The 20,497-nt window shown below is 66.8% G+C and carries 17 protein-coding genes, 1 tRNA gene and 1 riboswitch; of the genes, 8 read left to right on the top strand and 10 right to left on the bottom strand.

All coding sequences use genetic code 11. The features are described 5' to 3' along the window. The first annotated feature begins 4 nt into the window (after positions 1 to 4). A complete protein-coding gene (locus SAMIE_RS23440) occupies positions 5 to 151 on the top strand; it encodes a hypothetical protein (protein WP_162849072.1) in 147 nt (48 codons plus the stop codon). Here the strand turns inward: SAMIE_RS23440 and SAMIE_RS14630 are convergent. Beyond that, a complete protein-coding gene (locus SAMIE_RS14630; protein ID WP_066701026.1) occupies positions 148 to 1,056 on the bottom strand; it encodes a DMT family transporter in 909 nt (302 codons plus the stop codon). The two genes, SAMIE_RS23440 and SAMIE_RS14630, sit on opposite strands and share 4 nt — an antisense overlap. Next, entirely contained in the window at positions 1,053 to 2,069 is a 1,017-nt protein-coding gene (locus tag SAMIE_RS14625; protein ID WP_066701025.1) for a threonine aldolase family protein, read from the bottom strand. The genes SAMIE_RS14630 and SAMIE_RS14625 overlap by 4 nt, the downstream gene beginning before the upstream one ends. A gap of 158 nt (positions 2,070 to 2,227) precedes the next feature. Here SAMIE_RS14625 and SAMIE_RS14620 point away from each other — a divergent pair, with 158 nt between their 5' ends. From SAMIE_RS14620 to SAMIE_RS14590, 6 genes are all read left to right on the top strand, one after another. After that, positions 2,228 to 3,319, top strand: a complete 1,092-nt coding sequence (locus tag SAMIE_RS14620) for a branched-chain amino acid aminotransferase (RefSeq protein ID WP_066701024.1) — start codon at positions 2,228 to 2,230, stop codon at positions 3,317 to 3,319. A 154-nt stretch (positions 3,320 to 3,473) separates the two neighbouring features. After that, entirely contained in the window at positions 3,474 to 4,376 is a 903-nt protein-coding gene (locus SAMIE_RS14610) for a BKACE family enzyme (protein ID WP_066701023.1), read from the top strand. A gap of 86 nt (positions 4,377 to 4,462) precedes the next feature. Further along, entirely contained in the window at positions 4,463 to 6,679 is a 2,217-nt protein-coding gene (locus SAMIE_RS14605) for a TonB-dependent receptor (protein WP_066701022.1), read from the top strand. Continuing rightward, positions 6,676 to 7,920, top strand: a complete 1,245-nt coding sequence (locus SAMIE_RS14600; RefSeq protein ID WP_066701021.1) for an MFS transporter — start codon at positions 6,676 to 6,678, stop codon at positions 7,918 to 7,920. The genes SAMIE_RS14605 and SAMIE_RS14600 overlap by 4 nt, the downstream gene beginning before the upstream one ends. Positions 7,921 to 7,941: 21 nt before the next feature. Continuing rightward, positions 7,942 to 8,718, top strand: a complete 777-nt coding sequence (locus SAMIE_RS14595) for a helix-turn-helix transcriptional regulator (protein ID WP_066701020.1) — start codon at positions 7,942 to 7,944, stop codon at positions 8,716 to 8,718. 14 nt (positions 8,719 to 8,732) lie between these two features. Further along, positions 8,733 to 9,683, top strand: a complete 951-nt coding sequence (locus tag SAMIE_RS14590) for a fumarylacetoacetate hydrolase family protein (protein WP_066701019.1) — start codon at positions 8,733 to 8,735, stop codon at positions 9,681 to 9,683. Positions 9,684 to 9,729: 46 nt separating this feature from the next. Here the strand turns inward: SAMIE_RS14590 and SAMIE_RS14585 are convergent. Next, a tRNA-Leu gene (locus SAMIE_RS14585) sits at positions 9,730 to 9,816 on the bottom strand. A gap of 159 nt (positions 9,817 to 9,975) precedes the next feature. Here SAMIE_RS14585 and SAMIE_RS14580 point away from each other — a divergent pair. Then, positions 9,976 to 10,461, top strand: a complete 486-nt coding sequence (locus SAMIE_RS14580) for a hypothetical protein (protein ID WP_066701018.1) — start codon at positions 9,976 to 9,978, stop codon at positions 10,459 to 10,461. A gap of 4 nt (positions 10,462 to 10,465) precedes the next feature. Here SAMIE_RS14580 and gltB read toward each other — a convergent pair whose 3' ends face one another. The 7 genes from gltB to SAMIE_RS14545 all read right to left on the bottom strand — a co-directional run bounded on the left by gltB (position 10,466) and on the right by SAMIE_RS14545 (position 20,483). After that, positions 10,466 to 15,001, bottom strand: coding sequence for a glutamate synthase large subunit (gltB, locus tag SAMIE_RS14575; protein WP_066701041.1), 4,536 nt, complete (start codon positions 14,999 to 15,001; stop codon positions 10,466 to 10,468). 92 nt (positions 15,002 to 15,093) lie between these two features. Further along, positions 15,094 to 16,545 carry an NAD(P)-dependent oxidoreductase gene (locus SAMIE_RS14570; RefSeq protein ID WP_066701017.1) on the bottom strand — a complete coding sequence of 484 codons (1,452 nt, stop codon included), beginning with the start codon at positions 16,543 to 16,545 and terminating at the stop codon, positions 15,094 to 15,096. A gap of 164 nt (positions 16,546 to 16,709) precedes the next feature. Further along, positions 16,710 to 17,519, bottom strand: coding sequence for an undecaprenyl-diphosphate phosphatase (locus SAMIE_RS14565; RefSeq protein ID WP_066701016.1), 810 nt, complete (start codon positions 17,517 to 17,519; stop codon positions 16,710 to 16,712). A 92-nt stretch (positions 17,520 to 17,611) separates the two neighbouring features. Further along, complete coding sequence (locus SAMIE_RS14560) at positions 17,612 to 18,538, bottom strand: complex I NDUFA9 subunit family protein (protein WP_066701015.1); 927 nt, start codon at positions 18,536 to 18,538, stop codon at positions 17,612 to 17,614. Between the two features lie 103 nt (positions 18,539 to 18,641). After that, on the bottom strand, positions 18,642 to 19,220 hold the full coding sequence (locus tag SAMIE_RS14555; protein WP_066701040.1) for a TMEM165/GDT1 family protein: 579 nt from the start codon (positions 19,218 to 19,220) through the stop codon (positions 18,642 to 18,644). A gap of 10 nt (positions 19,221 to 19,230) precedes the next feature. After that, positions 19,231 to 19,425: riboswitch (yybP-ykoY riboswitch) on the bottom strand. Positions 19,426 to 19,469: 44 nt separating this feature from the next. After that, the gene (locus SAMIE_RS14550; RefSeq protein WP_066701014.1) at positions 19,470 to 19,859 is read right to left on the bottom strand and encodes a hypothetical protein; all 390 of its coding nucleotides are present in this window, start codon (positions 19,857 to 19,859) and stop codon (positions 19,470 to 19,472) included. A gap of 69 nt (positions 19,860 to 19,928) precedes the next feature. Continuing rightward, positions 19,929 to 20,483: a hypothetical protein gene (locus tag SAMIE_RS14545; RefSeq protein WP_066701013.1), complete on the bottom strand. Its 555-nt coding sequence runs from the start codon at positions 20,481 to 20,483 to the stop codon at positions 19,929 to 19,931. Positions 20,484 to 20,497 lie beyond the last annotated feature (14 nt).

Here is a 20,497-nt window from a genome sequence, read left to right as displayed (position 1 = left end):
GCACATGACCCGCTTCGACAAGAATTTCGCCGCCGTGCGCCAGCGCATGACCAGCCTGTCCGGCCCTGTGGGAGCCGTGCAAGGCGCGGTCCCGATCGCCAGCCTCATCGACCGGGTGAACGCCGTCAAGGGCCGTATCCAGCCCCGCTAGGCCGCCTTGGCGCGCAGGGCGACGGCCATGCCCGCTACCGCGAGCAGCGCGCCTGCCGCCGCCAAGGGCGACCAGCGATAGCCCTCCACCAGCGTCGAGATGAGCATCGCGATAACGGGAACCAGCACGTTGATATAGGCGGCGCGGCCCGCGCCCATGCGCTGAATCAGCGTGAAATAGAGCGGGAAGGTGACGACCGATCCGGCGATGCCCAGCCATGCGACGCCCAGCAGGAAACCGGGGCGCGGATCGAGGACCGGGGGGCCGACCGTTGCCCATGCCAGCGCCGCGTTGAACGCCGCGCCGATCAGCATCGCCCATGCCAGCACCGCCACCATCGGGAGCCGCCGCGCGATCTGCGTTCCCTGCATGACGTTCGAGGCCGATGCGCTCAGCAGACCCGCAAGTGCGAAGCCCGCACCCAGCAGCACCAGTGCGGGAGCGACCGCGCCCGTCTGGTCCGTCGAGGCATGATATTCGTGGATCAGCATCATGACGATGCCCGCGACCGCGACGACCGATCCGCCGATGAACGCGCGGCTGACCGGCTGGCGGAAGAAGAGGAAGGCCAGAATCGAATTGGGGATGAGCAGCATCGCATAGATCGCCGCGACCACGCCCGAGGTCAGAAAATGTTCGGCGCGATAGACGAAGTTGAAGTTCATGACGAACTGGGTCACGCCGACCGCGGTGGCGAAGGCGAAACCGGGCGCCCCGAGCGACAGCGGCACGCGGCGCATCCGTGCGAAGATCGCCATGGCGACGCCCGCCAGCGCGAAACGGTAACAGACCGACCAGCTTGCCGGAACGCTGCCGATCTGGTCGCGGATGACGATCCAGGTCGAGCCCCAGATGAGCGTGACGAGCGCGAACGGGACGACGATCCCGCCCTGCCGCCCGCTCATGGATCGAGCGCTTTCAGCGCGGCGGCGAGGGGCGCGACGCTCGCCGCATCCTGCGACCAGTTGGTGACGAGGCGGACCGCGCCTTCGCCCCAGTCGTAGAAGTCGAAGCCGTCGCTCCGAAGCTGCGCGGCTTCTCCGGCGGTCAGGCGGACGAACAGCTCGTTAGCTTCGACGGGATGGAGCAGGCGCGCGGGAATGGCGGCGGCCAGCGCCTGCGCGGCTTCATTGGCGGCGCGGGCGTTGGCGAGCCACAGGCCGCCCTCCACCATGGCGAGAAGCTGGGCTGCGAGATAGCGGCCCTTGGAGAAGAGATGGCCCGACCGTTTGCGCCAGCGCTTCGCTTCGGCGGCGCGGGCGGCGGCATCGGGGCCGAAATAGAGCAGGGCTTCGCCGATCATGCCGCCATTTTTGACGCAGCCGAAGGACAGCGCATCGACGCCCGCGCGCCATGTCACATCGGCGGGCGCGCAGCCCAGATGCGCGACGGCATTGGCGAAGCGCGCGCCGTCCATGTGGAAGCCGATGCCGTGCGTGCGGGCAAGGTCGCCCAGCGCCGCCACCTCGGCGGGTGTGTAGGCGCGGCCATATTCGGTCGCCTGCGTGATGCTGAGCGCGCGCGGGGGAGACTGATGCACGCCGGACCGCATGGCGGCGAGCTTCGCCGCGACGGCATCGGGGGTCAGCTTCGCGCCTTCGCCGGGCAGCGTCATCAGCGTCGCGCCGTGGGTGAAGAAGCCGGGCGCGCCGCCTTCGTCGGTGACGATATGCGCCTCTTCATGCGTGAGGATGCCGCCATAGGGCGGGCAGAGCGTCGCCAGCGCGATGCAGTTCGCCGCCGTCCCGCTCGCCACCCAGAGCGCCTTCACATCGGTTTCGAACAGCGTGGAAAAGGCCGCGTCGAGCCGCGCGCTCCATGCATCGCCGTCATAGCCATGGTCGGCGCGGTCGGCAGCGGCGATGGCGGCCATGACCTGCGGAGAAACGGGGGTGGTGTTGTCGGAGAAGAAATGCATGGGCGATGCGATAGCGGGGCGGCAGGGCAGCGGGAAGAGGCCAGCGCGGGATCGCTGGCTCTAATCGCCGCCAAATAGGTCAGTATAGATGACCCATTGTTTCGCGCGCCACTCTGTGACATAGGCGGCGCCTTCGAGCCAGAACAAGGAGACTCACCATGGCCGCCGAGCAGAAGTCGCGCTTCACCGTCACCCGCAACAGCCAGGCGGTAGCGGCGAACGAGCGCGCCGTACTGCTGGAAGACCCTGGTTTCGGGCGGATCTTCACCGATCATATGGTGACGATCCGCTACACCGACGGGCAGGGCTGGCACAGCCACAAGGTCGAGCCGCGCAAGCCGTTCGAAATGGACCCGGCCTGCGCCGTGCTTCATTATGCGCAGGAGATTTTCGAGGGCATGAAGGCATACCGGCTGGGGGACGGGCGGATCGCCATGTTCCGTCCGGAAGAAAATGCCCGCCGCTTCACCGTTTCCGCCGAACGGATGGCGATGCCGATCCTTCCCGAAGATCTGTTCCTTGAAGCCTGCACCGAACTGGCCCGGATCGACGGCGACTGGATTCCCGGCGGGGAGGGGACGCTCTATCTGCGCCCGTTCATGTTCGCGAGCGAGACGTTTCTGGGCGTGCGCCCGGCCAAGGAGTATATCTTCTGCGTGATCGCTTCGCCCGCAGGCGCCTATTTCAAGGGCGGTAAGAAGGCGGTGACGCTCTGGGTTTCGGAGCATTTCACACGCGCGGCGCGGGGCGGCACGGGCGCGGCCAAATGCGGCGGCAATTATGCCGCCAGCCTCGTCGCGCAATCCGAAGCCATCGACAATGGATGCGATCAGGTCGTCTTCCTCGACGCCGCCGAGAATAAGTGGGTCGAGGAACTGGGCGGCATGAACGTCTTCTTCGTGATGGAGGACGGGTCGATCATCACGCCGCCGCTGACCGGCACGATCCTGCCGGGCATCACCCGCGATTCCGTGATCCGGCTGGCCCGCGCCAAGGGCCATGACGTGCGCGAGGAACCCTACAGCTTTGCCCAGTGGCGCGCGGATGCGGGCAGCGGACGGCTGCGCGAGGCCTTCGCCTGCGGGACGGCGGCGGTGGTGACGCCCATTGGCACGGTCAAGAGCGCGAGCGGCGACTTCACCATCGGCAATGGCGACGGCGGGATCGTGACGGAAGGCCTGCGCGCCGAGCTGACGGGCATCCAGCGCGGGACGGTCGCCGATCCGGCGGGCTGGGTTTATACGCTCTGACAGGGCGCGCTTCGCGGTAACGGCATCGGGGGCCGGGCGGACGGGGGTTCGCCCGGCCCCTTTCTTTTCTGCGCAAGCCCTGTCCCTTTGTCGCAGGACAGACCGCCCCGCCGCCGCCCGCTAACCCGGTTCGCAGAAATTGGGAGAGGCGTGAATGTTACCCGACAACAAGGTCATTATCACAGTCGCCGTCAACGGCGGCATGCAGCAGGATCGCGACGGCTGCGTCGTGCCGAAACAGCCTGCCGAGATCGGCGAAGCGGCGGCGCGCGCCTATGAAGCGGGCGCAGCGATGGTGCATTTCCACGCGCGCGACAAAAATGGCCGGAACAGCGGCGACAAGGCGATCTATGCCGAAACCATCCGCGAGATCCGGGCGCGCTCGCCGATCCTGATCCAGACCACCAACGGCATCGGCGTGCGCCGCGATCCGGCCACCGGCCAGTTGCACTGGCCGTCCGACGAGGAGCGGCTGGGCATCCTCGGCATAGACCCGCCGCAGGATCTGTTCGGCATCGCAGCCGGTTCGGCCGACTTCTACAATCCGGGCGGCAATTATCCGGGCGAAACCCCCTATGTGAACTCGCCCGAACTGCTCAAGAGCACGATCAGGGCGGTGTATGAGCGCGGATCGGCGCTGGAATATGAAGTGGTGGAGGCGAGCGCGCTCCATCGGCTGATGCGCTACGCCAATGAGGGGATATTCGACCGCGAGCGGGACAATATCTGGCTGCTCCACGGCGGCGGCTTCGGCGCGACCCCGGCCATCGCGCGGAATGTGATCTTCTCGATCGACGAAGGGTTGCGGCTGTTCCCCAAGGCCATCGTCGGCGTGACCGCGACGGGCCACGACATGTTCCGCTTCGTCACGCTGGGGCTGGCGATGGGATGCGATCTGGTCCGCGTCGGGCTGGAGGACAGCATCCACCTGCCCGACGGATCGGTCGCCCGCGACAATACCGACATGGTGCGCGCGGCGGTGGAGATCGCGAAAATCTACGGCGCGCGGCCCGCGAGCGTGGACGAGGCGCGGGCGCGGTTCGGCCTCCGCCCCTGAGGTTCGCCTGTGTCCTTCGCGTGAAGGACAGAAACAAACGGGCAAAGCCGATAGGCAAACAAGAAAATATGAGAGAGGGAGAGGATATGTCCAATCGGCTTATGACGCTGCTGCTCGCAGGCACGAGCCTCGCCATGGCGTGCGGCGTCGCGCAGGCGCAGGATGCCGCGCCGCAGGGGGGAGCGACCACCGGGCTGGACGAGATCATCGTCACGGCCCAGCGGCGCGAGGAAAATCTGCAACGCGCGGCGGTGTCCGTCACCGCCGTGTCGGGCGATCAACTGGCGACGCGCGGGGTCACGACCGCACAGCAACTGACGCAGGTCGCCCCGGCGCTTCAGGTGTCGCCGGCGGCCGGTCCCTATACGGTCTTCACCATCCGCAGCGTCAGCAATTTCGGCGGCAACGCCTTTTCCGATCCCGCCATCGCGGTGAATATGGCGGGCGTCTACCTCGCCACGCCGACTGCGGTGCAGGGGCTGTTCTACGATCTGGAGCGCGTCGAGGTGCTGAAAGGCCCGCAGGGTACGCTCTATGGCCGCAACGCGACCGGCGGCGCGATCAACATCCTGCCGCGCCGCGCGCGGATAGGGGAGCGCGGCATGGATTTCAACCTGGAGGTGGGCAATTACGCGCGGGTGGCGACGTCCGGCGGGATCAACCTGCCGGTCAGCGAGAACAGCGCGCTGCGCGCCGCCTTCCAGATCGTCAAGCGCGACGGCTTTTTTTCGGACGGGACCGAGGATGAATCGGGCGAGGCGGCCCGCCTGTCCTATCGCATCCAGCCGTCGAGCGCCGTCACCATCGACATCATCGGCGACTATACGCATCAGGGCGGACGCGGCGGCGGGGCGACCGTGGTCAAGCGCTGCGGCACCCAAGTCTGCTTCTACGGCGACAAATGGACCAGCCTTTCGGACCAGCCGGGCGCTTACGCCCCGCTCGCGCCGCAGAGCCGGACGCAGTTCATCGACAGCGACTATTACGGCATCGCCGCCAATATCGACATTGATACAGGCTTCGGCACGCTGACCATGATCCCGGCCTATCGCAAGGCGGACCTGCGCTACAACAGCACGCAGGCGGGCTTTCAGATTCTGGAACGGCAGAAGCCCGAGCAGCTTTCGATGGAAGCGCGGCTCGCTTCGCCTGCCGGACAGCGGCTGGGCTGGCTGATCGGCGGCTATTATCTGCATACGAAGGCGGATGCGCGGTCGAACACCGAAAGCGCGGCGGCGCGGACCTATAGCGACCAGCTCATCAACACGTCGGGCGAGACGGCGGCGGGTTTCGGTCAACTGACCTTCGCGGTGACGCCTGCGCTGCGCCTGACCGGCGGCCTGCGCTATACGTGGGAAAAGAAGAGCAGCGACAGCGAGCGCTACACGGTGCGCAACGTGCCGGGGCCGGACCCCGTGATCCCGGTGGTGCCGGTCGGCGCGCCTGCCTTCACGGTCGACCAGTCGCTGACATTCGACGCGGTGACGTGGCGGGCGGGCGTGGAGTTCGACGCGGGTCCGCGCTCGCTGGTCTACGCCAATGTCGGCACGGGCTTCAAGGCGGGCGGCTTCTTCCTCGGCCCGCCGGGCGCCAACACCTATGATCCGGAACGGGTGACGGCCTACACCATCGGCACCAAGAACCGCTTTTTCGGCAATCGCCTCCAGATCAATGCCGAGGCGTTCTGGCTCGATTATAAGGACCAGCAGCTCGGCTATGTGAAGCTGGTGCCGCCCGCGGTGGTGCTGGTGACGGAAAATATCGGGCAGGTGCGCACCAGGGGCGTCGAGGTCGAAGCCGAACTGCTGGTGACGCAGACCACAAAGCTTGGCCTTCAGGCGCAGTGGCTCGACGCCAAGGTGAAGGAACTGATCTACAACACCATCGCGCCGCCCGCCGCCACGTCGCAGTGCCGCATCACCGGGACAGTGGTGAATTGCAGCGGCCTGCGTGCGCTGCGGTCGCCCGAATGGGTGTTCGCGGGCAATATCGAACAGCGTTTTCCGCTGGCAAACGGCGATTCCATCACCGCCAGCGTCTTCAGCCGTTACGAAAGCGGGCGCGAGCTCGACATCAGCTATATCCCGGAAACCCACGCCGGATCGTCGACGCGGACGGATGCGGTGCTGACCTACACGCTGGCGGATTCGAGCCTGTCGATCAGCGCTTTCGTCAACAATATCGAGGACAAGGCCGTCATCAGCAACGCCACGCCCAACCCGTCCTACTCGGCCAACGGCGTGGTCGCGGTGACATTGCGCGCGCCGCGCACCTACGGGTTGCGCCTGTCGGGCAAGTTTTGAGCGGGCCAGCCCGTCAGACCGGCCACGCCGCGCCGGTGGCGGCGTGGCTGACGGTCGGGATCTGTGCGCTCGTCTATTTTCTCGACGGGCTGGTCCACACCATCATGGGGCCGCTGGCGCCGGAATTCGCGCCGGCGCTCCGGCTCGACAGTGCGGCGCTGGGGCCGATCTTTTCGGCCAACCTGATCGGCCAGTGCATCGGGCTGATCGCCCTGCCGCCGGTCGCGGCCCGCTATGGCGACCGCTGGACGGTGGGGCTGTGCCTTGCCGGTTTCGGCGTTGCACAGGCGGCGAGCGGGCTGATGATGTCGGGCGGCAGCCTGTTCTGGATGCGGCTGGTGACGGGCGTGTTCCTCGGCGGCTGCCTGCCAAGCTGTCTGGCGATGGTGACGGCCGTGGCTCCGGTGGAGCGGCGGGGTCTGGCGATCACGGCGCTGTTCACGGGCTATGGGCTGGGCGCGGCGGTGGCGGGCATGGTCGCCGTGGCGTTTCTGGGGCTGGGCGGCTGGCGCGTGGCGATGATCGCGGTCGGCGCGATCTGTCTGGCGAGCGCGGCCGTCGCGCTGCTGTTCCTGCGCGATGTGCCCGATCCCGATGCGGCGGCGGGGGAGCGGGTGCCGCGCGCCAGTCCGCTGGCGCTGCTGTCGCGCCGCTATCGGATCGGCACGCTGATGCTGTGGCTGGTGTTCATCGCGCTGCTGACGATCAGCTATTGCCTCAGTTCATGGCTGCCGGTGCTGCTGGTGCGGCTGGGATATGACGCGGCGTTCGCGGCGGTGGCGCTGACGATCTTCTCGTTCGGCGGGATCGCGGCGGCGCTGTGCGTCGGGCTGCTGATCGACCGGTTCGGGGCAGTTCGGGTGCTGGTCATATTTCTGCTGATCTCTTCCGCGCTGTTTCTGGCGACCGGGCTGCTGATTTCGACGGCTGCCGCGCTGGCGGTGCGGGCGGCGCTGGCGCTCTGCGGCTTCTTCGCGCTCGGCGCTTATGGCGGGGTCAATGTCGTGCTCGCCGCCTTCTATCCCTATGCGCTGAGGTCGACCGGGATCGGCTGGGCCAAGAGCGTCGGGCGGATCGGCACGGTCGCAGCGCCCGTGCTGATCGGGTGGGGGCTGAAGGCCGGAATCGCCGAAACCGACATTCTGGCATCCTTTGCAGCGCCCGCCTTGCTATCGGCGGTTGCCTTGATGCTGTTTAGCGTGTCCAACCGACGAAAGGCCGTGGACGAACAACGCGGCTGATCGCGGCAAAGGAGAGCAAGGGTGTCCTACATCCGCAAGATCGAGGACTGGCGCGTCCCCGCTTCGATGGGCGGAGCCTATGAACGGCTGCTCGATACCGTGGGGACCGGCCAGTTCGGCGCGGCCATCCACGATTCGGTGATGGCCGTGACCGGCGGGGTGCGGCGCATCTACCTGTTCGAGGCGACGGATCGGGAAAATAGCGACCTGCAATATTTCTTCGGCGAACCGCGGCTGGAGGCGATGCTGCCCGCCTACAGCCAGTATTTCCACAATGTCGATCCGGTCTGCGACGCCTATGGCGCCGCGCCCGCGCTCAGCGATGTCGCGATCCAGCGCATCAGACCGGACGATGTCGCGCCGCAGGATTTCCGCCGCCGCTTCTTCGATCAGGCGGGCATCGTCGAGCGCGTGTCGATCATCCAGCGCGGGCCGTCCGCGTGGCGCGTCATGAATGTGTCCCGCCATCGGTCGAGCGGCATGTTCAGCGATCGCGAACTGGAGGCGCTGGTGGGCCTGGCCTGCCTCGCCCTGCCGATGCTGCCGCTCAACCGCCGCCGGTCGGCCGGGCGCGTGCCATCCACGATGGAGATCGAGCATAGGCTCGGCCATCTCTATCCCTGCCTGACGAAGCGCGAGCAGGAAGTGTGCGCGCGCGCGACCATGGGCATGTCGGTAGAGGCGACGGCGCTGGATCTGGGCATCGCGAAGACGAGCGTGATGACCTACCGCAAGCGCGGCTATCAGAGGATCGGGATCAGCAGCGTCAACGAACTGTGCGCGCTGGTATCGCATTGAAATGGAGTTGAAGGATGCGTCTGGCGAGTTTGAAGCGCGGAGGGCGTGACGGCACGCTGGTGGCCGTCAGCAGCGACGGCGCGCGCGTGGCGGCGGTGGCGGGCTATCCGACATTGCAGGCGGCGCTCGACGACTGGGATGCGGCGCAGGGCGCGCTGGGTGACGCTGTCGCGGCTGCGGAAACCGGGGAAGCCGTGTCGCTGGAGGATTTCGCCGCGCCCCTGCCGCGCGCGTGGCAGTGGCTCGACGGATCGGCCTTTCCCAATCATGGCGCGCTGATGCAGCTTGCGCTGGGCCATGCGCCGATCGAAACCGACCTGCCGCTGATGTATCAGGGGATGAGCCACCGTTTCATCGGCCCCGCGGACGATGTGCAGTTACCGAGCGAGGCGGACGGCATTGATTTCGAGGGCGAGTTCGCCGTGGTCACGGGCGATGTTCCGATGGGATGTCCCGCCGCCGAGGCGCTGGGGCATGTCCGCCTGCTGATGCTGGTCAACGACTGGTCGCTGCGCGCGATTGCGCCGGTCGAGATGAAGACGGGCTTCGGCTGGATTCAGGCCAAGCCCGCATGCAGCGCGGCGCCCTTTGCCGTGACGCCCGATGAACTGGGCGAGGCATGGCGCGACGGCCGCGTCTGCCTGCCGCTGACGGTCGAGGTGGACGGGCGGTGGTTCGGCCATCCCAACGGGTCGGCCATGGGTTACGGCTTTCACGAACTGATCGCGCATGCAGCGCGCACGCGCGCCCTGCCCGCCGGGACCATCATCGGGTCGGGCACGGTATCCAACGCGGACTATGACGAGGTCGGTTCGACCTGCATATCCGAGCGGCGCGCCATCGAAATGATCGCCAGCGGCAAGGCGGAAACGCCGTTCCTGTCGTTCGGCACGCGGGTGTCGATGCGGGGCGGAGCGGGCGCTTCCCCCTTCGGCCGGACCGATCAGCGGGTGGTGCGGGGTTAGCCCATTTGGGCGAGCGCCGTGACGGATGGCGCGATTTCAGGAATGATGGTGCGGTCGAGAAGACTCGAACTTCCACGGCCTTTCGGCCACAACGACCTCAACGTTGCGCGTCTACCAATTCCGCCACGACCGCACATCAACAGGGAAACCGGCGCGGCCGGTGCCTTGGTAGGAGGCGGCCCTTAGCAAAGGCTTTTACCCCATGCAACAACCGATCGCACTTTGCGTTGTGATTGATCGGAGACGATGACGCCGTCGGTAAGAGAGGGCCGCCGGCGCGGGAGACAGGGTTATGCTGCTGACGAAGTGGATGCCGGCGGGCGCGACTTTGGCCGCTGCGATGGTGATGGGCGTCAGCCTGGGTTCCTACGCCACCAGCCAGCCGAAGGCGGCCGCGGACGAGCCGGTGGAGGAGGCGCTATACGATCCCTCCATCCCCACGCAGGCCGAGGAAGCGGTGGTGATGCGCGGCCCTGCCGAAGTCCGGTGCACCGGATGCGGTCCGACTCTGGAAGAGCGGCGCTGGCGCGCGGAAACGGCGGGATGGGACAGCAACGGGACCGCGGGCGAGAGCAGTGACCCGGTGGTGCGCGACTATCTCGCCAGCCAGCCGCAGGAGGACGCGCCGCCGCCCGATCCGGTCGAGGTGGAGCAGTTGCCGGTCAACGTCATGCGCTTTGCCGCGAGCGATGTCGCAGGACAGCGGCGGGATGCGCAGGCACCCGTAGAGGACGCTGAAACGCCGCCGCCTCTGGTGAGGACGGCGGCGCTGCAATAGGCTTTTACTCTGCGGCGACCGTTTCGGCGGGCGCGTCGCTCAGGGGACTGGCGAGGCGGTTCACCATCTCCTTCGGGCACACCTGCCAGATGTACCGCCGCCAGCGATCCCAGTCGTCGAGGATGGTGTTCGACCATTTGCTGTCGGTGGCGACGGCATGTTCGGCGATCAGCGCCTTTACCTGCGCTTCCCAATAGGCGCTGTCGAGCCGCTGCCAGACGATGCTTTCGGGATTGGCCTGAGACGGGAAGCTGCCATCCTCGTCGAGGATGAAGGCCATGCCGCCGGTCATGCCCGCGCCGAAATTCGCGCCGGTCTTGCCCAGGATCACGGCGGTGCCGCCGGTCATATATTCGCACCCGTTCGCGCCGCAGCCTTCGACCACGACCTGCGCGCCCGAGTTGCGGACCGCGAACCGCTCGCCCGCCTGACCCGCCGCGAACAGCTTGCCGCTGGTCGCGCCGTAGAGGACGGTGTTGCCGATGATCGTATTGTCCTTCGACGACAAGGGCGAGGAGACGGTGGTGCGCACCTTGATGATGCCGCCCGACAGCCCCTTGCCGACATAGTCGTTCGCGTCGCCGAACACTTCGAGCGTGATCCCCTTGCAGAGGAACGCGCCGAGCGACTGGCCCGCCGACCCGCGGAGACGGACGGTCAGGTGCCCGTCGGCGAGCGTCGACATGCCGAATTTCTCGGTGACGGCGGCGGACAGGCGCGTGCCCACGGCGCGATGCGTGTTGCGCACCGTGTAGGTGAGCTGCATCTTTTCGCCGCGCTCGAAAACGGCGCGCGCGTCCTTCATCATCTGCGCGTCGAGGCTGTCGGGCACGGGGTTGCGCCCTTCCAGACTGAAGCGGCGCTGATCGTCGGGCGCGTCCACCTTCGCGAGGATGGGGTTGAGGTCGAGGTCGTCGAGATGTTCGGCGCCCCGGTTGACCTGTTTCAGCAACTCCGTCCGCCCGATGACTTCATCGAGGCTGCGGAAGCCGAGGCGGGCCAGGACTTCGCGCACTTCCTCCGCGATGAAGGTCATGAGGTTGATGACCTTCTCCGGCGTGCCGGTGAACTTCTGGCGCAGCTTCTCGTCCTGCACGCACACACCCACCGGACAGGTGTTGCTGTGGCACTGGCGCACCATGATGCAGCCCATGGCGACGAGCGAGAGCGTGCCGATGCCGAATTCCTCCGCACCCAGGATCGCGGCGATGACGATGTCGCGCCCGGTCTTGAGGCCGCCGTCGGTGCGCAGCTTCACCCGGTGGCGCAGCCCGTTGAGGGTCAGCACCTGATTGGTTTCGCTGAGGCCCATTTCCCACGGCGTGCCGGCATATTTGATCGACGTCTGCGGCGACGCGCCGGTGCCGCCGACATGCCCCGCGACGAGGATCACGTCCGCATGCGCCTTCGCCACTCCCGCCGCGACGGTGCCGATGCCCGCCTGACTGACGAGCTTCACGCATACCTTCGCGCGCGGGTTGATCTGCTTGCAGTCGTAGATGAGCTGCGCGAGATCCTCGATCGAATAGATGTCGTGGTGCGGCGGCGGCGAGATCAGCGTTACGCCGGGCGTCGAATGGCGCAGCTTCGCGATGAACTCCGTCACCTTGAAACCGGGAAGCTGGCCGCCCTCGCCGGGCTTGGCGCCCTGCGCGACCTTGATCTCGATTTCCTCGGCGGACCCCAGATATTCGGCATGGACGCCGAAGCGGCCGGACGCGATCTGCTTGATGACGCTGTTCGCGTTGTCGCCATTTTCATAGGGTTTGAAGCGGTTCGCGTCCTCCCCGCCTTCGCCCGAAACCGCCTTCGCGCCGATCCGGTTCATCGCGATGGCGAGCGTTTCATGCGCTTCGGGGGACAGCGCGCCAAGGCTCATGCCCGGCGTCACGAAGCGCTTGCGGATTTCCGTGGTCGCTTCGACTTCGTCGATCGGCACGGCTTCCCGCGCGAAGTTGAACTCCATGAGGTCGCGCAGATAGACCGGCGGCAGATCGCGCACGCCGCGCGAGAATTGCAGATAGGTCGAATAGCTGTCGGTCGCCACGGCGGTCTGGAGCAGGTGCATGAGCTGCGCCGAATAGGCGTGGCTCTCGCCGCCGCTGCGCTGGCGGTAGAAGCCGCCCACCGGCAGGCGCACCGCCGCCGCGTCATAGGCCGCTTCGTGGCGCAGCGTCGCGCTGTGATGGAGCGAGGCATAGCCTTCGCCCGAAATCTTCGCCGGCATGCCGGGGAAAAGATCGTTCACCAGCGCGCGGGACAGGCCCACCGCTTCGAAATTATAGCCGCCGCGATAGGAGCTGATGACCGCGATGCCCATTTTGGACATGATCTTGAGCAGCCCTTCGTTGACCGCCGTGCGATAGCGCTCAAGGCACTGGTCGAGCGTCAGGTCGCCGAACAGCCCACGCCCGTGGCGGTCGGCGATGCTGGCTTCGGCCAGATAGGCGTTCACCGTGGTCGCGCCCACGCCGATCAGCACGGCGAAATAATGGGTGTCGAGCGCTTCGGCGCTGCGCACGTTGATCGACGCGTAGGAGCGCAGCCCCTTGCGCACCAGATGGGTGTGGACCGCGGCCGCGGCGAGGATGCCCTGAATCGCCACGCGGTCGTCGCTGACGCCCTCGTCCGTCAGGAAGATTTCGGTGCGCCCTTCGCGCACCGCCTGCTCCGCTTCCTCGCGGATGCGGGCGATGGCGCTGCGCAACTGCTCCTGCCCGCCGGTCGCGGGGAAGGTGCAGTCGATTTCCGCCACGGCGGGACCGAAATAGGACTTGAGCCGCGCCCATTCGCCGCTGGTGATGACCGGCGAGTCGAGCACGAGCACATGGCTGTTCTGCGCCCCTTCCTCCAGAATGTTGTGGAGGTTGGAAAAGCGCGTCTTGAGGCTCATCACATAGCGTTCGCGCAGCGGGTCGATCGGCGGGTTCGTGACCTGGCTGAAATTCTGCCGGAAGAAATGGCTGATCGTGCGCGGCTTGTCGGAAATGACGGCGAGCGGGGTGTCGTCGCCCATGGAGCCGATCGCTTCCTTCGCGTCCTCCACCATGGGGCTGAGGATCAGTTCCATGTCCTCCAGCGTCAGGTTGGCGGCGACCTGACGGCGGGTCAGTTCCGTCTTGTCCCATTGCGGCAGCGCGCTGGGCGCGTCGGCAAGGTCCGCGACGGTCAGGAAGTCCTTGATGAGATCGCCATAGGGGCGCTCGCCCGCGATGCGGTCCTTGATCGCGCGGTCGTCGTAGATTTCGCCTTCCGCAAGATCGACCGCGATCATCTGGCCCGGACCCATGCGGCCTTTCCGGACGATGCTGGTTTCGGGCACGACCACCATGCCGGTTTCGGAGCCGACGATCAGCAGATTGTCGCCGGTCAGCGTGTAGCGCAGGGGACGCAGCGCGTTGCGGTCCACGCCCGCGACGACCCAGCGCCCGTCCGTCATGGCGAGCGCCGCTGGGCCGTCCCACGGCTCCATCACCGAGGCGAGATATTCATACATGTCGGCATGGGGCTTGGGCAGGTCGGCGCTGTCCGACTGCCATGCTTCGGGGACGAGCATGAGCTTGGCCGTGGGCGCGTCGCGGCCCGAGCGGCAGATCGCCTCGAACACCGCGTCGAGCGCGGCGGTGTCCGACGCGCCCGCCGGGATCACGGGCTTGATGTCCTCCGACTCCTCGCCGAAGGCGAGGGAGGCCATCTTGATCTCGTGGCTCTTCATCCAGTTCTTGTTGCCGCGGATCGTGTTGATCTCGCCATTATGGGCGAGCGTGCGGAAGGGCTGGGCCAGCCACCATTGCGGGAAGGTGTTGGTCGAATAGCGCTGGTGGAAGATGGCGACGCGGCTTTCGAACCGTTCGTCCTGAAGGTCCGGGTAGAAGACCGACAGCGATTCGGCGAGGAACAGCCCCTTGTAGATGATCGAGCGGCAGGACAGCGAGCAGACGTAGAAATCCTGGATCTGCGCGGCAATCACCTTCTTCTCGATCCGGCGGCGGATGAGGTAGAGATCCTTTTCGAATTCCGCGACGTCGCGTTCCTCCGGCATCGGGCCGGCGATCATGATCTGCTCGATCTCGGGGCGGGTGCGCTGCGCCTTTTCGCCGATGACCGACACGTCGACCGGCACCTGACGCCAGCCATAGATGGTGTAGCCCGCGTCGATGATCTCCGCCTCGACGATGGTGCGGCAGGTTTCCTGCGCGCTGAGGTCCGTGCGCGGCAGGAAGATCATGCCGACGGCAAGGCGGTTGGGCAGAGGCTTGTGGCCGGAGTCCGCGATGGCGTCGTCGAAGAAGCGGACGGGCAGGTCGACATGGATGCCCGCGCCGTCACCGGTCTTGCCATCCGCATCGACCGCGCCGCGATGCCAAACGGCTTTCAGCGCATCAATGGCGGAGGCGACGACGCGGCGGGAGGGCCGCCCATCGGTCGCGGCGACAAGGCCCACGCCACAGGCGTCGCCTTCCAGGTCCGGGTGATACATGCCCTCGGCAGCGATACGCGCGCGCTCTTGCGGGCTGGCCATATAGGGAGTGTCGGTCATCGGCGCTTCCTCTTGCATTCGGTCGGTTCGAGCCTGTCGAAAATCCTGTTCCCCGTTCTCGACAAGCTCGAACCGAACGGAGGGAAGTGGGATCAGGCGGCCACGCGCTCGCCCGCCGCTGCCCTGGCCTTGGTTTTCAGGTAGCGGTGCATATGTTCGGTTACGTCGCGGCCGTCGCGGATGGCCCAGACGACGAGGCTTGCGCCGCGCACGATGTCGCCTGCGGCGAAGACGCCGTCGAGCGAGGTCATCATCGTCTTGTGATCGACGCGCAGCGTGCCCCAGCGGGTGACGGACAGGTCTTCGCTGCCGAACAGCCGCGGCAGTTCCTCCGGGTCATATCCCAGCGCCTTGATGACGAGATCGGCGTCGAGCACATGCTCGCTGCCCGGATCGGCTTCGGGCGCGCGGCGACCGGATGCGTCGGGCTGGCCGAGGCGCATCTTCGTCACCTTGACGCCGGTGACATGCTCCGTGCCCTCGAAGGCGATGGGGGCGGTGAGCCAGACGAACTCGACGCCTTCCTCCTCGGCATTGGCGACTTCGCGCTGCGACCCCGGCATATTGTCGCGGTCGCGGCGGTAGAGGCACTTCACCGACTTCGCACCCTGACGGATGGCGGTGCGCACGCAGTCCATCGCGGTGTCGCCGCCGCCGATGACGACGACATTCTTGCCGGTCGCGAGCAGCGTGCCGTCCTCATGTTCGGGCACCGCGTCGCCGAAGCCCGCGCGATTGGAAGCGGTGAGATAGTCGAGCGCCTTGACCACGCCCGCCGCGCCGACGCCGGGCGCCTTGATGTCGCGGGGCTTGTAGACGCCGGTGGCGATCAGGATCGCGTCATGCTTCTGGCGCAGTTGCTCCAGCGTCGCGTCGCGGCCGACCTCGAAGCTCTGGTGGAAGACGATGCCGCCGTCGATGAGGCGCTGGACGCGGCGCATGACCACGTCCTTTTCCAGCTTGAAGCCGGGGATGCCGTAGGTCAGCAGGCCGCCCGCGCGGTCGTGCCGGTCGTAGACATGCACTTCATGTCCCGCCGCGCGCAGATATTCGGCGGTGGTGAGGCCCGCCGGACCTGCGCCGATGACGCCGACCGACTGGCCGGTCGGGCTGCCGGGAACGAGCGGTTCGACCCAGCCTTCCTTCCACGCGGTGTCGGTGATGAACTTTTCGACCGAGCCGATGGTGACGGCGCCGTGGCCGGAAAATTCGATGACGCAATTGCCTTCGCAGAGGCGATCCTGCGGGCAGATGCGGCCGCAGATTTCGGGCATGGTGCTGGTGAGATTGCTCAGCTCATAGGCTTCGCGCAGGCGGCCCTCGGCGGTGAGGCGCAGCCAGTCGGGGATATGATTGTGCAGCGGGCAGTGGGTCGAGCAATAGGGCACGCCGCATTGCGAACAGCGCGACGCCTGCTCTTCCGCCTTTTCGATGAGGAAGCTGCGGCTGATTTCCAGGAAATCGTCGGCACGATCGTCGGCTGCGCGCTTTTCGGGATAGGATTGCTCCTTGCCCACGAATTTCAGCATCGGATTGTCGGCCATAGCGCGTCCCTCACCAGTGTTCGGGCGCGGGATTAGCAGAAAAACCCGCAGAGTCACGCGCTTTCTGCTATTTAAGGAAGCTATATTGACCTAATTACCGGCATATCCCTTCGGATATTGTCGATTGGCGAAAGAATCGTTCAAATATTATGGCCGGATCGGCCTTATCTCACCGCGAGCCAGATCAGCGCGGCGGTTCCGGCGACGATTCGATACCAGGCGAAGGGCGCGAATCCATGGCGCGAGACGAGGCCGACAAATGCCTTGATGACGACGATCGCGACGACGAACGACACTGCGAAGCCCAGCGCGATGTCGCCCCAGCCGACCGTCGCGCTGGTGAGCTGGTCCCCCTTCTTGAGCAGTTCGAGCGCGGTCGCGCCCAGCATCGTGGGGATGGCGAGGAAGAAGCTGAATTCGGCGGCGGTGCGGCGCTCCACCCCCAGCGACAGCGCGCCCATGATCGTTGCGCCCGACCGGCTGACGCCGGGGATCATCGCGATGCACTGGATGAAGCCGATGCCGATCACGCGGACGAGCGGGATGTCCGCGATCCCGTGGAACCGCTGTTCCCTGACCAGCCGTTCGATGATGAGGATCGCGACGCCGCCCGCGATCAGCGCCCATGCGACCACGTGCGGCGCGCCGAGGAGCATTTCGATATAGTCGTGCAGCGCCAGACCGATGACGACCGCCGGGATGAAAGCGACGACAAGGTTGCGCAGGAAGCGCCAGCTTACCGGCTCCCGGCGCAGGAGGCCCATGCCCACGGCCCAGAAAGTGCGCCAGTAGAGGACCACCACGGCCAGAATCGCGCCCAACTGGATGACGACATTGAACATCGCCCAGACCGATGCGTCATAGCCCAGCAGTTCGCTGGCGAGGATGAGGTGCCCGGTCGACGAGACGGGCAGAAACTCTGTCAGCCCCTCGACGATGCCCAGCAGGATGACGGTCAGGAAATGAAAGTCCATGGCGGCGATGTCCTCATGGAAAAACGCCTCCCCCGGTCGGGAGAGGCGTGGGAAGGAAAAGGGCGGTCAGGGGAAAATCCGGCGCGCTGGCGTCAGGCGCTCACGCGCCCGGCGAAGCGGCCATGGCGTCGATAGCGCACCAGCCACTTGTCCGCGACGGCGGCCAGCGGCGTGGGCGACACGCCCAGATCCGCAAGGCCCGGCGCGCCCGGCGAGACGATATTGTCGCGCCCCAGCATCGCGAGCTGGTCGCGGGTGATCGGTGCGCCCGGCAGCATCGCCAGCAGGGAGGCCGCGCCATTCGGCACATCGACCAGCGTCCGGTCGCGGCCGATGGTCTTCGCGATCCAGGCGTTGATCTCCTTCATGCTCAGGATCTGCGGGCCGCCCAGTTCGAACGTCCTGCCGCCATGGATGCCCGGCGACTGCGCCGCATTGGCGATGGCGTGGGCGACATCGGCGACATAGACGGGCTGGAACTTCGTCGCGCCGCCGATCACCGGCACTATGGGGAAGAGTCGGATGAGTTCGGCGAAGCGGTTGAGGAACTGGTCCTCCGGCCCGAAGACGATGGAGGGGCGGATGATCGTGGCGGTGGGGAAGGCGGCCTTCACCGCTTGCTCGCCCGCCGCCTTCGACCGCCCATAGGCGGACGGACTGTCCGCGTCCGCGCCGATGGCCGAGACATGGACCAGTGCCGTCACGCCCGCCGCGGCCGCAGCCCTCGCCACATTGGCCGCGCCCTGATGGTGGAAGGCGTCGAAGTCGCCCGTCAGCACGCCGACCAGATTGATGACGACATCGCTGCCATGGATCGCGCGGGCGACGCTCTCGGGCTTGCGGATGTCGGCCGCGACGAACTGCGTCTGCCCCAGATTGCCGAGCGACTTCACCTTGGCCGCGGTGGCGAGGTTGCGCTGGGCGATGCGCACGCGCGCGCCCCGTTCCATCAGCGCCTGTGCGACCTGCCGTCCGAGGAAGCCGCCGCCGCCCAGCAGCGTAACCAGTGTGTCCTTCATCGCGCGCGTCCCATGTCTTGCCAAAGGGGAGGAAAGTCCGTTCCGTCCCTTGCAACAGCCGCCGCGCGCTGACAACCGCCCGCGCGCGCGGGCTGTGCCTTTTTTAGCCCAGCCAGCCCTGAAGACCGGCGATCATCCAGAGGCCGAGGCCCAGGAACAGCAGCGCCGCGCCGACCTGAAGCGCGCGTATCGGCACCTTCTTCGCCAGCGCTTCGCCGAACAGCACGGCAGGCACGTTGGCGGCCATCATGCCGAGCGTGGTGCCCGCCGTCACCGCGAACAGATTGTCGAAGCGCGCACCCAGCGCGACCGTCGCCACCTGCGTCTTGTCGCCCATCTCGACGAGGAAGAAGGCGATCAGCGTCGTCACGAACACGCCGGCCTTCGACGGTGCGGCGAGCGGCGCGTCCTCGTCGATCTTGTCGGGAATCAGCGTCCACCCCGCCATCAGGATGAAGGAAGCGGCGACGGCATAGCGGAACCATGGCTGCGTCAGCACACCCGCAATCGAATGGCCGATCAGCGCGGCGAGGAAATGGTTGGCGAGCGTCGCGGCGAAAATGCCGAAGATGATCGGCACGGGCTTTCGGAACCGGGTGGCGAGCAGCATCGCCAGCAATTGCGTCTTGTCGCCCATTTCGGCGAGTGCCACCAGCGCGGCGGAGGTGAGGAGAGCTTCCATCGAACGATCCGGGGCCGGGTGGGAAGAAAGCGCAATGCCACCGCCGCTTCCCACCCGGCCGGGCAGACAAGCGTCGATGCCATTGGTCTCGCCCGATGCGGCGCGATGCCGCGTCCCATATGCCATGGCCTCTCGGCCAAATATGTTGACATATGGCCCGTCCGCTTTGCGCCGGACGGCTGGCTACTCCCCAGATGACGGATCGCCCTTACGCCAGATTGCGGCGCGGCGCAAGGAAGGGCGCCGGGATCAGGGATTGGCTTCCGATTGCATCCGGCGGCGTTCGGCGAACCATTGCGCCATCATCTGTGCGTAGCAGCCGGTGTTCGCGCCGCCGATGGGGGAACAGCCCATGGGCGTCGTGTTGCGCTGAACCTGTTCCATCGTCGCAACCTGACTGCCCCAGCCGGGCCCACCAGCGACCTCCGGCTTTTCGCGCAGTTTCTTCGGGATGCGATAGCGTTCGGATTCGGGGCGGCGGGCGCAGACGACGATGTCTTCGCCCTCGCTCTTGGGACAGGGGTCTTCGCCATAGACGGTGAGGTTGAGGACGCGCTGCGGCGGCGGGGCGGGCTGCGCCGCGACGGGCAGCGGGGCAAGAAGGGCGATCAGTGGCAGGATCAGGCGAACGCGGCGCATGGCTAAGGTTCCTTCAACGCCCCCGTTGCGGATTGGCACGAACAGGACGCCGCGAGGCCGCCCCAGCCGTCATGGCTGGGCCGGAGAGGTGGTGTCCTGCGGCTGTTGTCCGGCGGCGGCCTTTTCCTCCGCCTGCACGCGCGCCTCGATCGCCTTGCTGTCGGCGTCGATGGTGGAAAGGCGCTTGGCCCGCTCGGCCGCGACCAGATCCTTCCAGCTTGCATTGTCCGCCGCCTGCCGCTCCGCCTTGGCGAGGCGGGAGAGCTGAGCGAAGCAGCCGGTCGCGCCGCCCGCGCCCACGGGCGAGCAGCTTTCGGTGCCCGACCGGCCGACATATTCCATCGAGCGGACGCGCTCGCCCCATGCCTGTTTGCTCGGTTCATTGGGATCGCCGCGCAGCGGTTCGGGGATGCGGTATCGTTCCTCCTCGCCCTTGCGCGCGCAGACCACGATGTCGCCGCCCTGGCTCTGCGGGCAGGCATCTTCGCCATAGACGATGACGATGTTTACTTTCTCGTTGCCGGGATCGGTGACGGCGGTGGGCGAGGCGGGTTGCTGGGCCAGCGCGGGGACCGATCCGCCCGCCAGCAGCGCGGCGGTGGCGATCAGGAAAATCTTGGTCATCGGTCCGTCCTCTC

Source organism: Sphingobium amiense, assembly GCF_003967075.1.
In the GTDB taxonomy this organism is placed as follows: domain Bacteria; phylum Pseudomonadota; class Alphaproteobacteria; order Sphingomonadales; family Sphingomonadaceae; genus Sphingobium; species Sphingobium amiense.
Note: the sequence above shows the minus strand (reverse complement) of the source record. Positions and strands in the feature narration are given on the sequence as shown.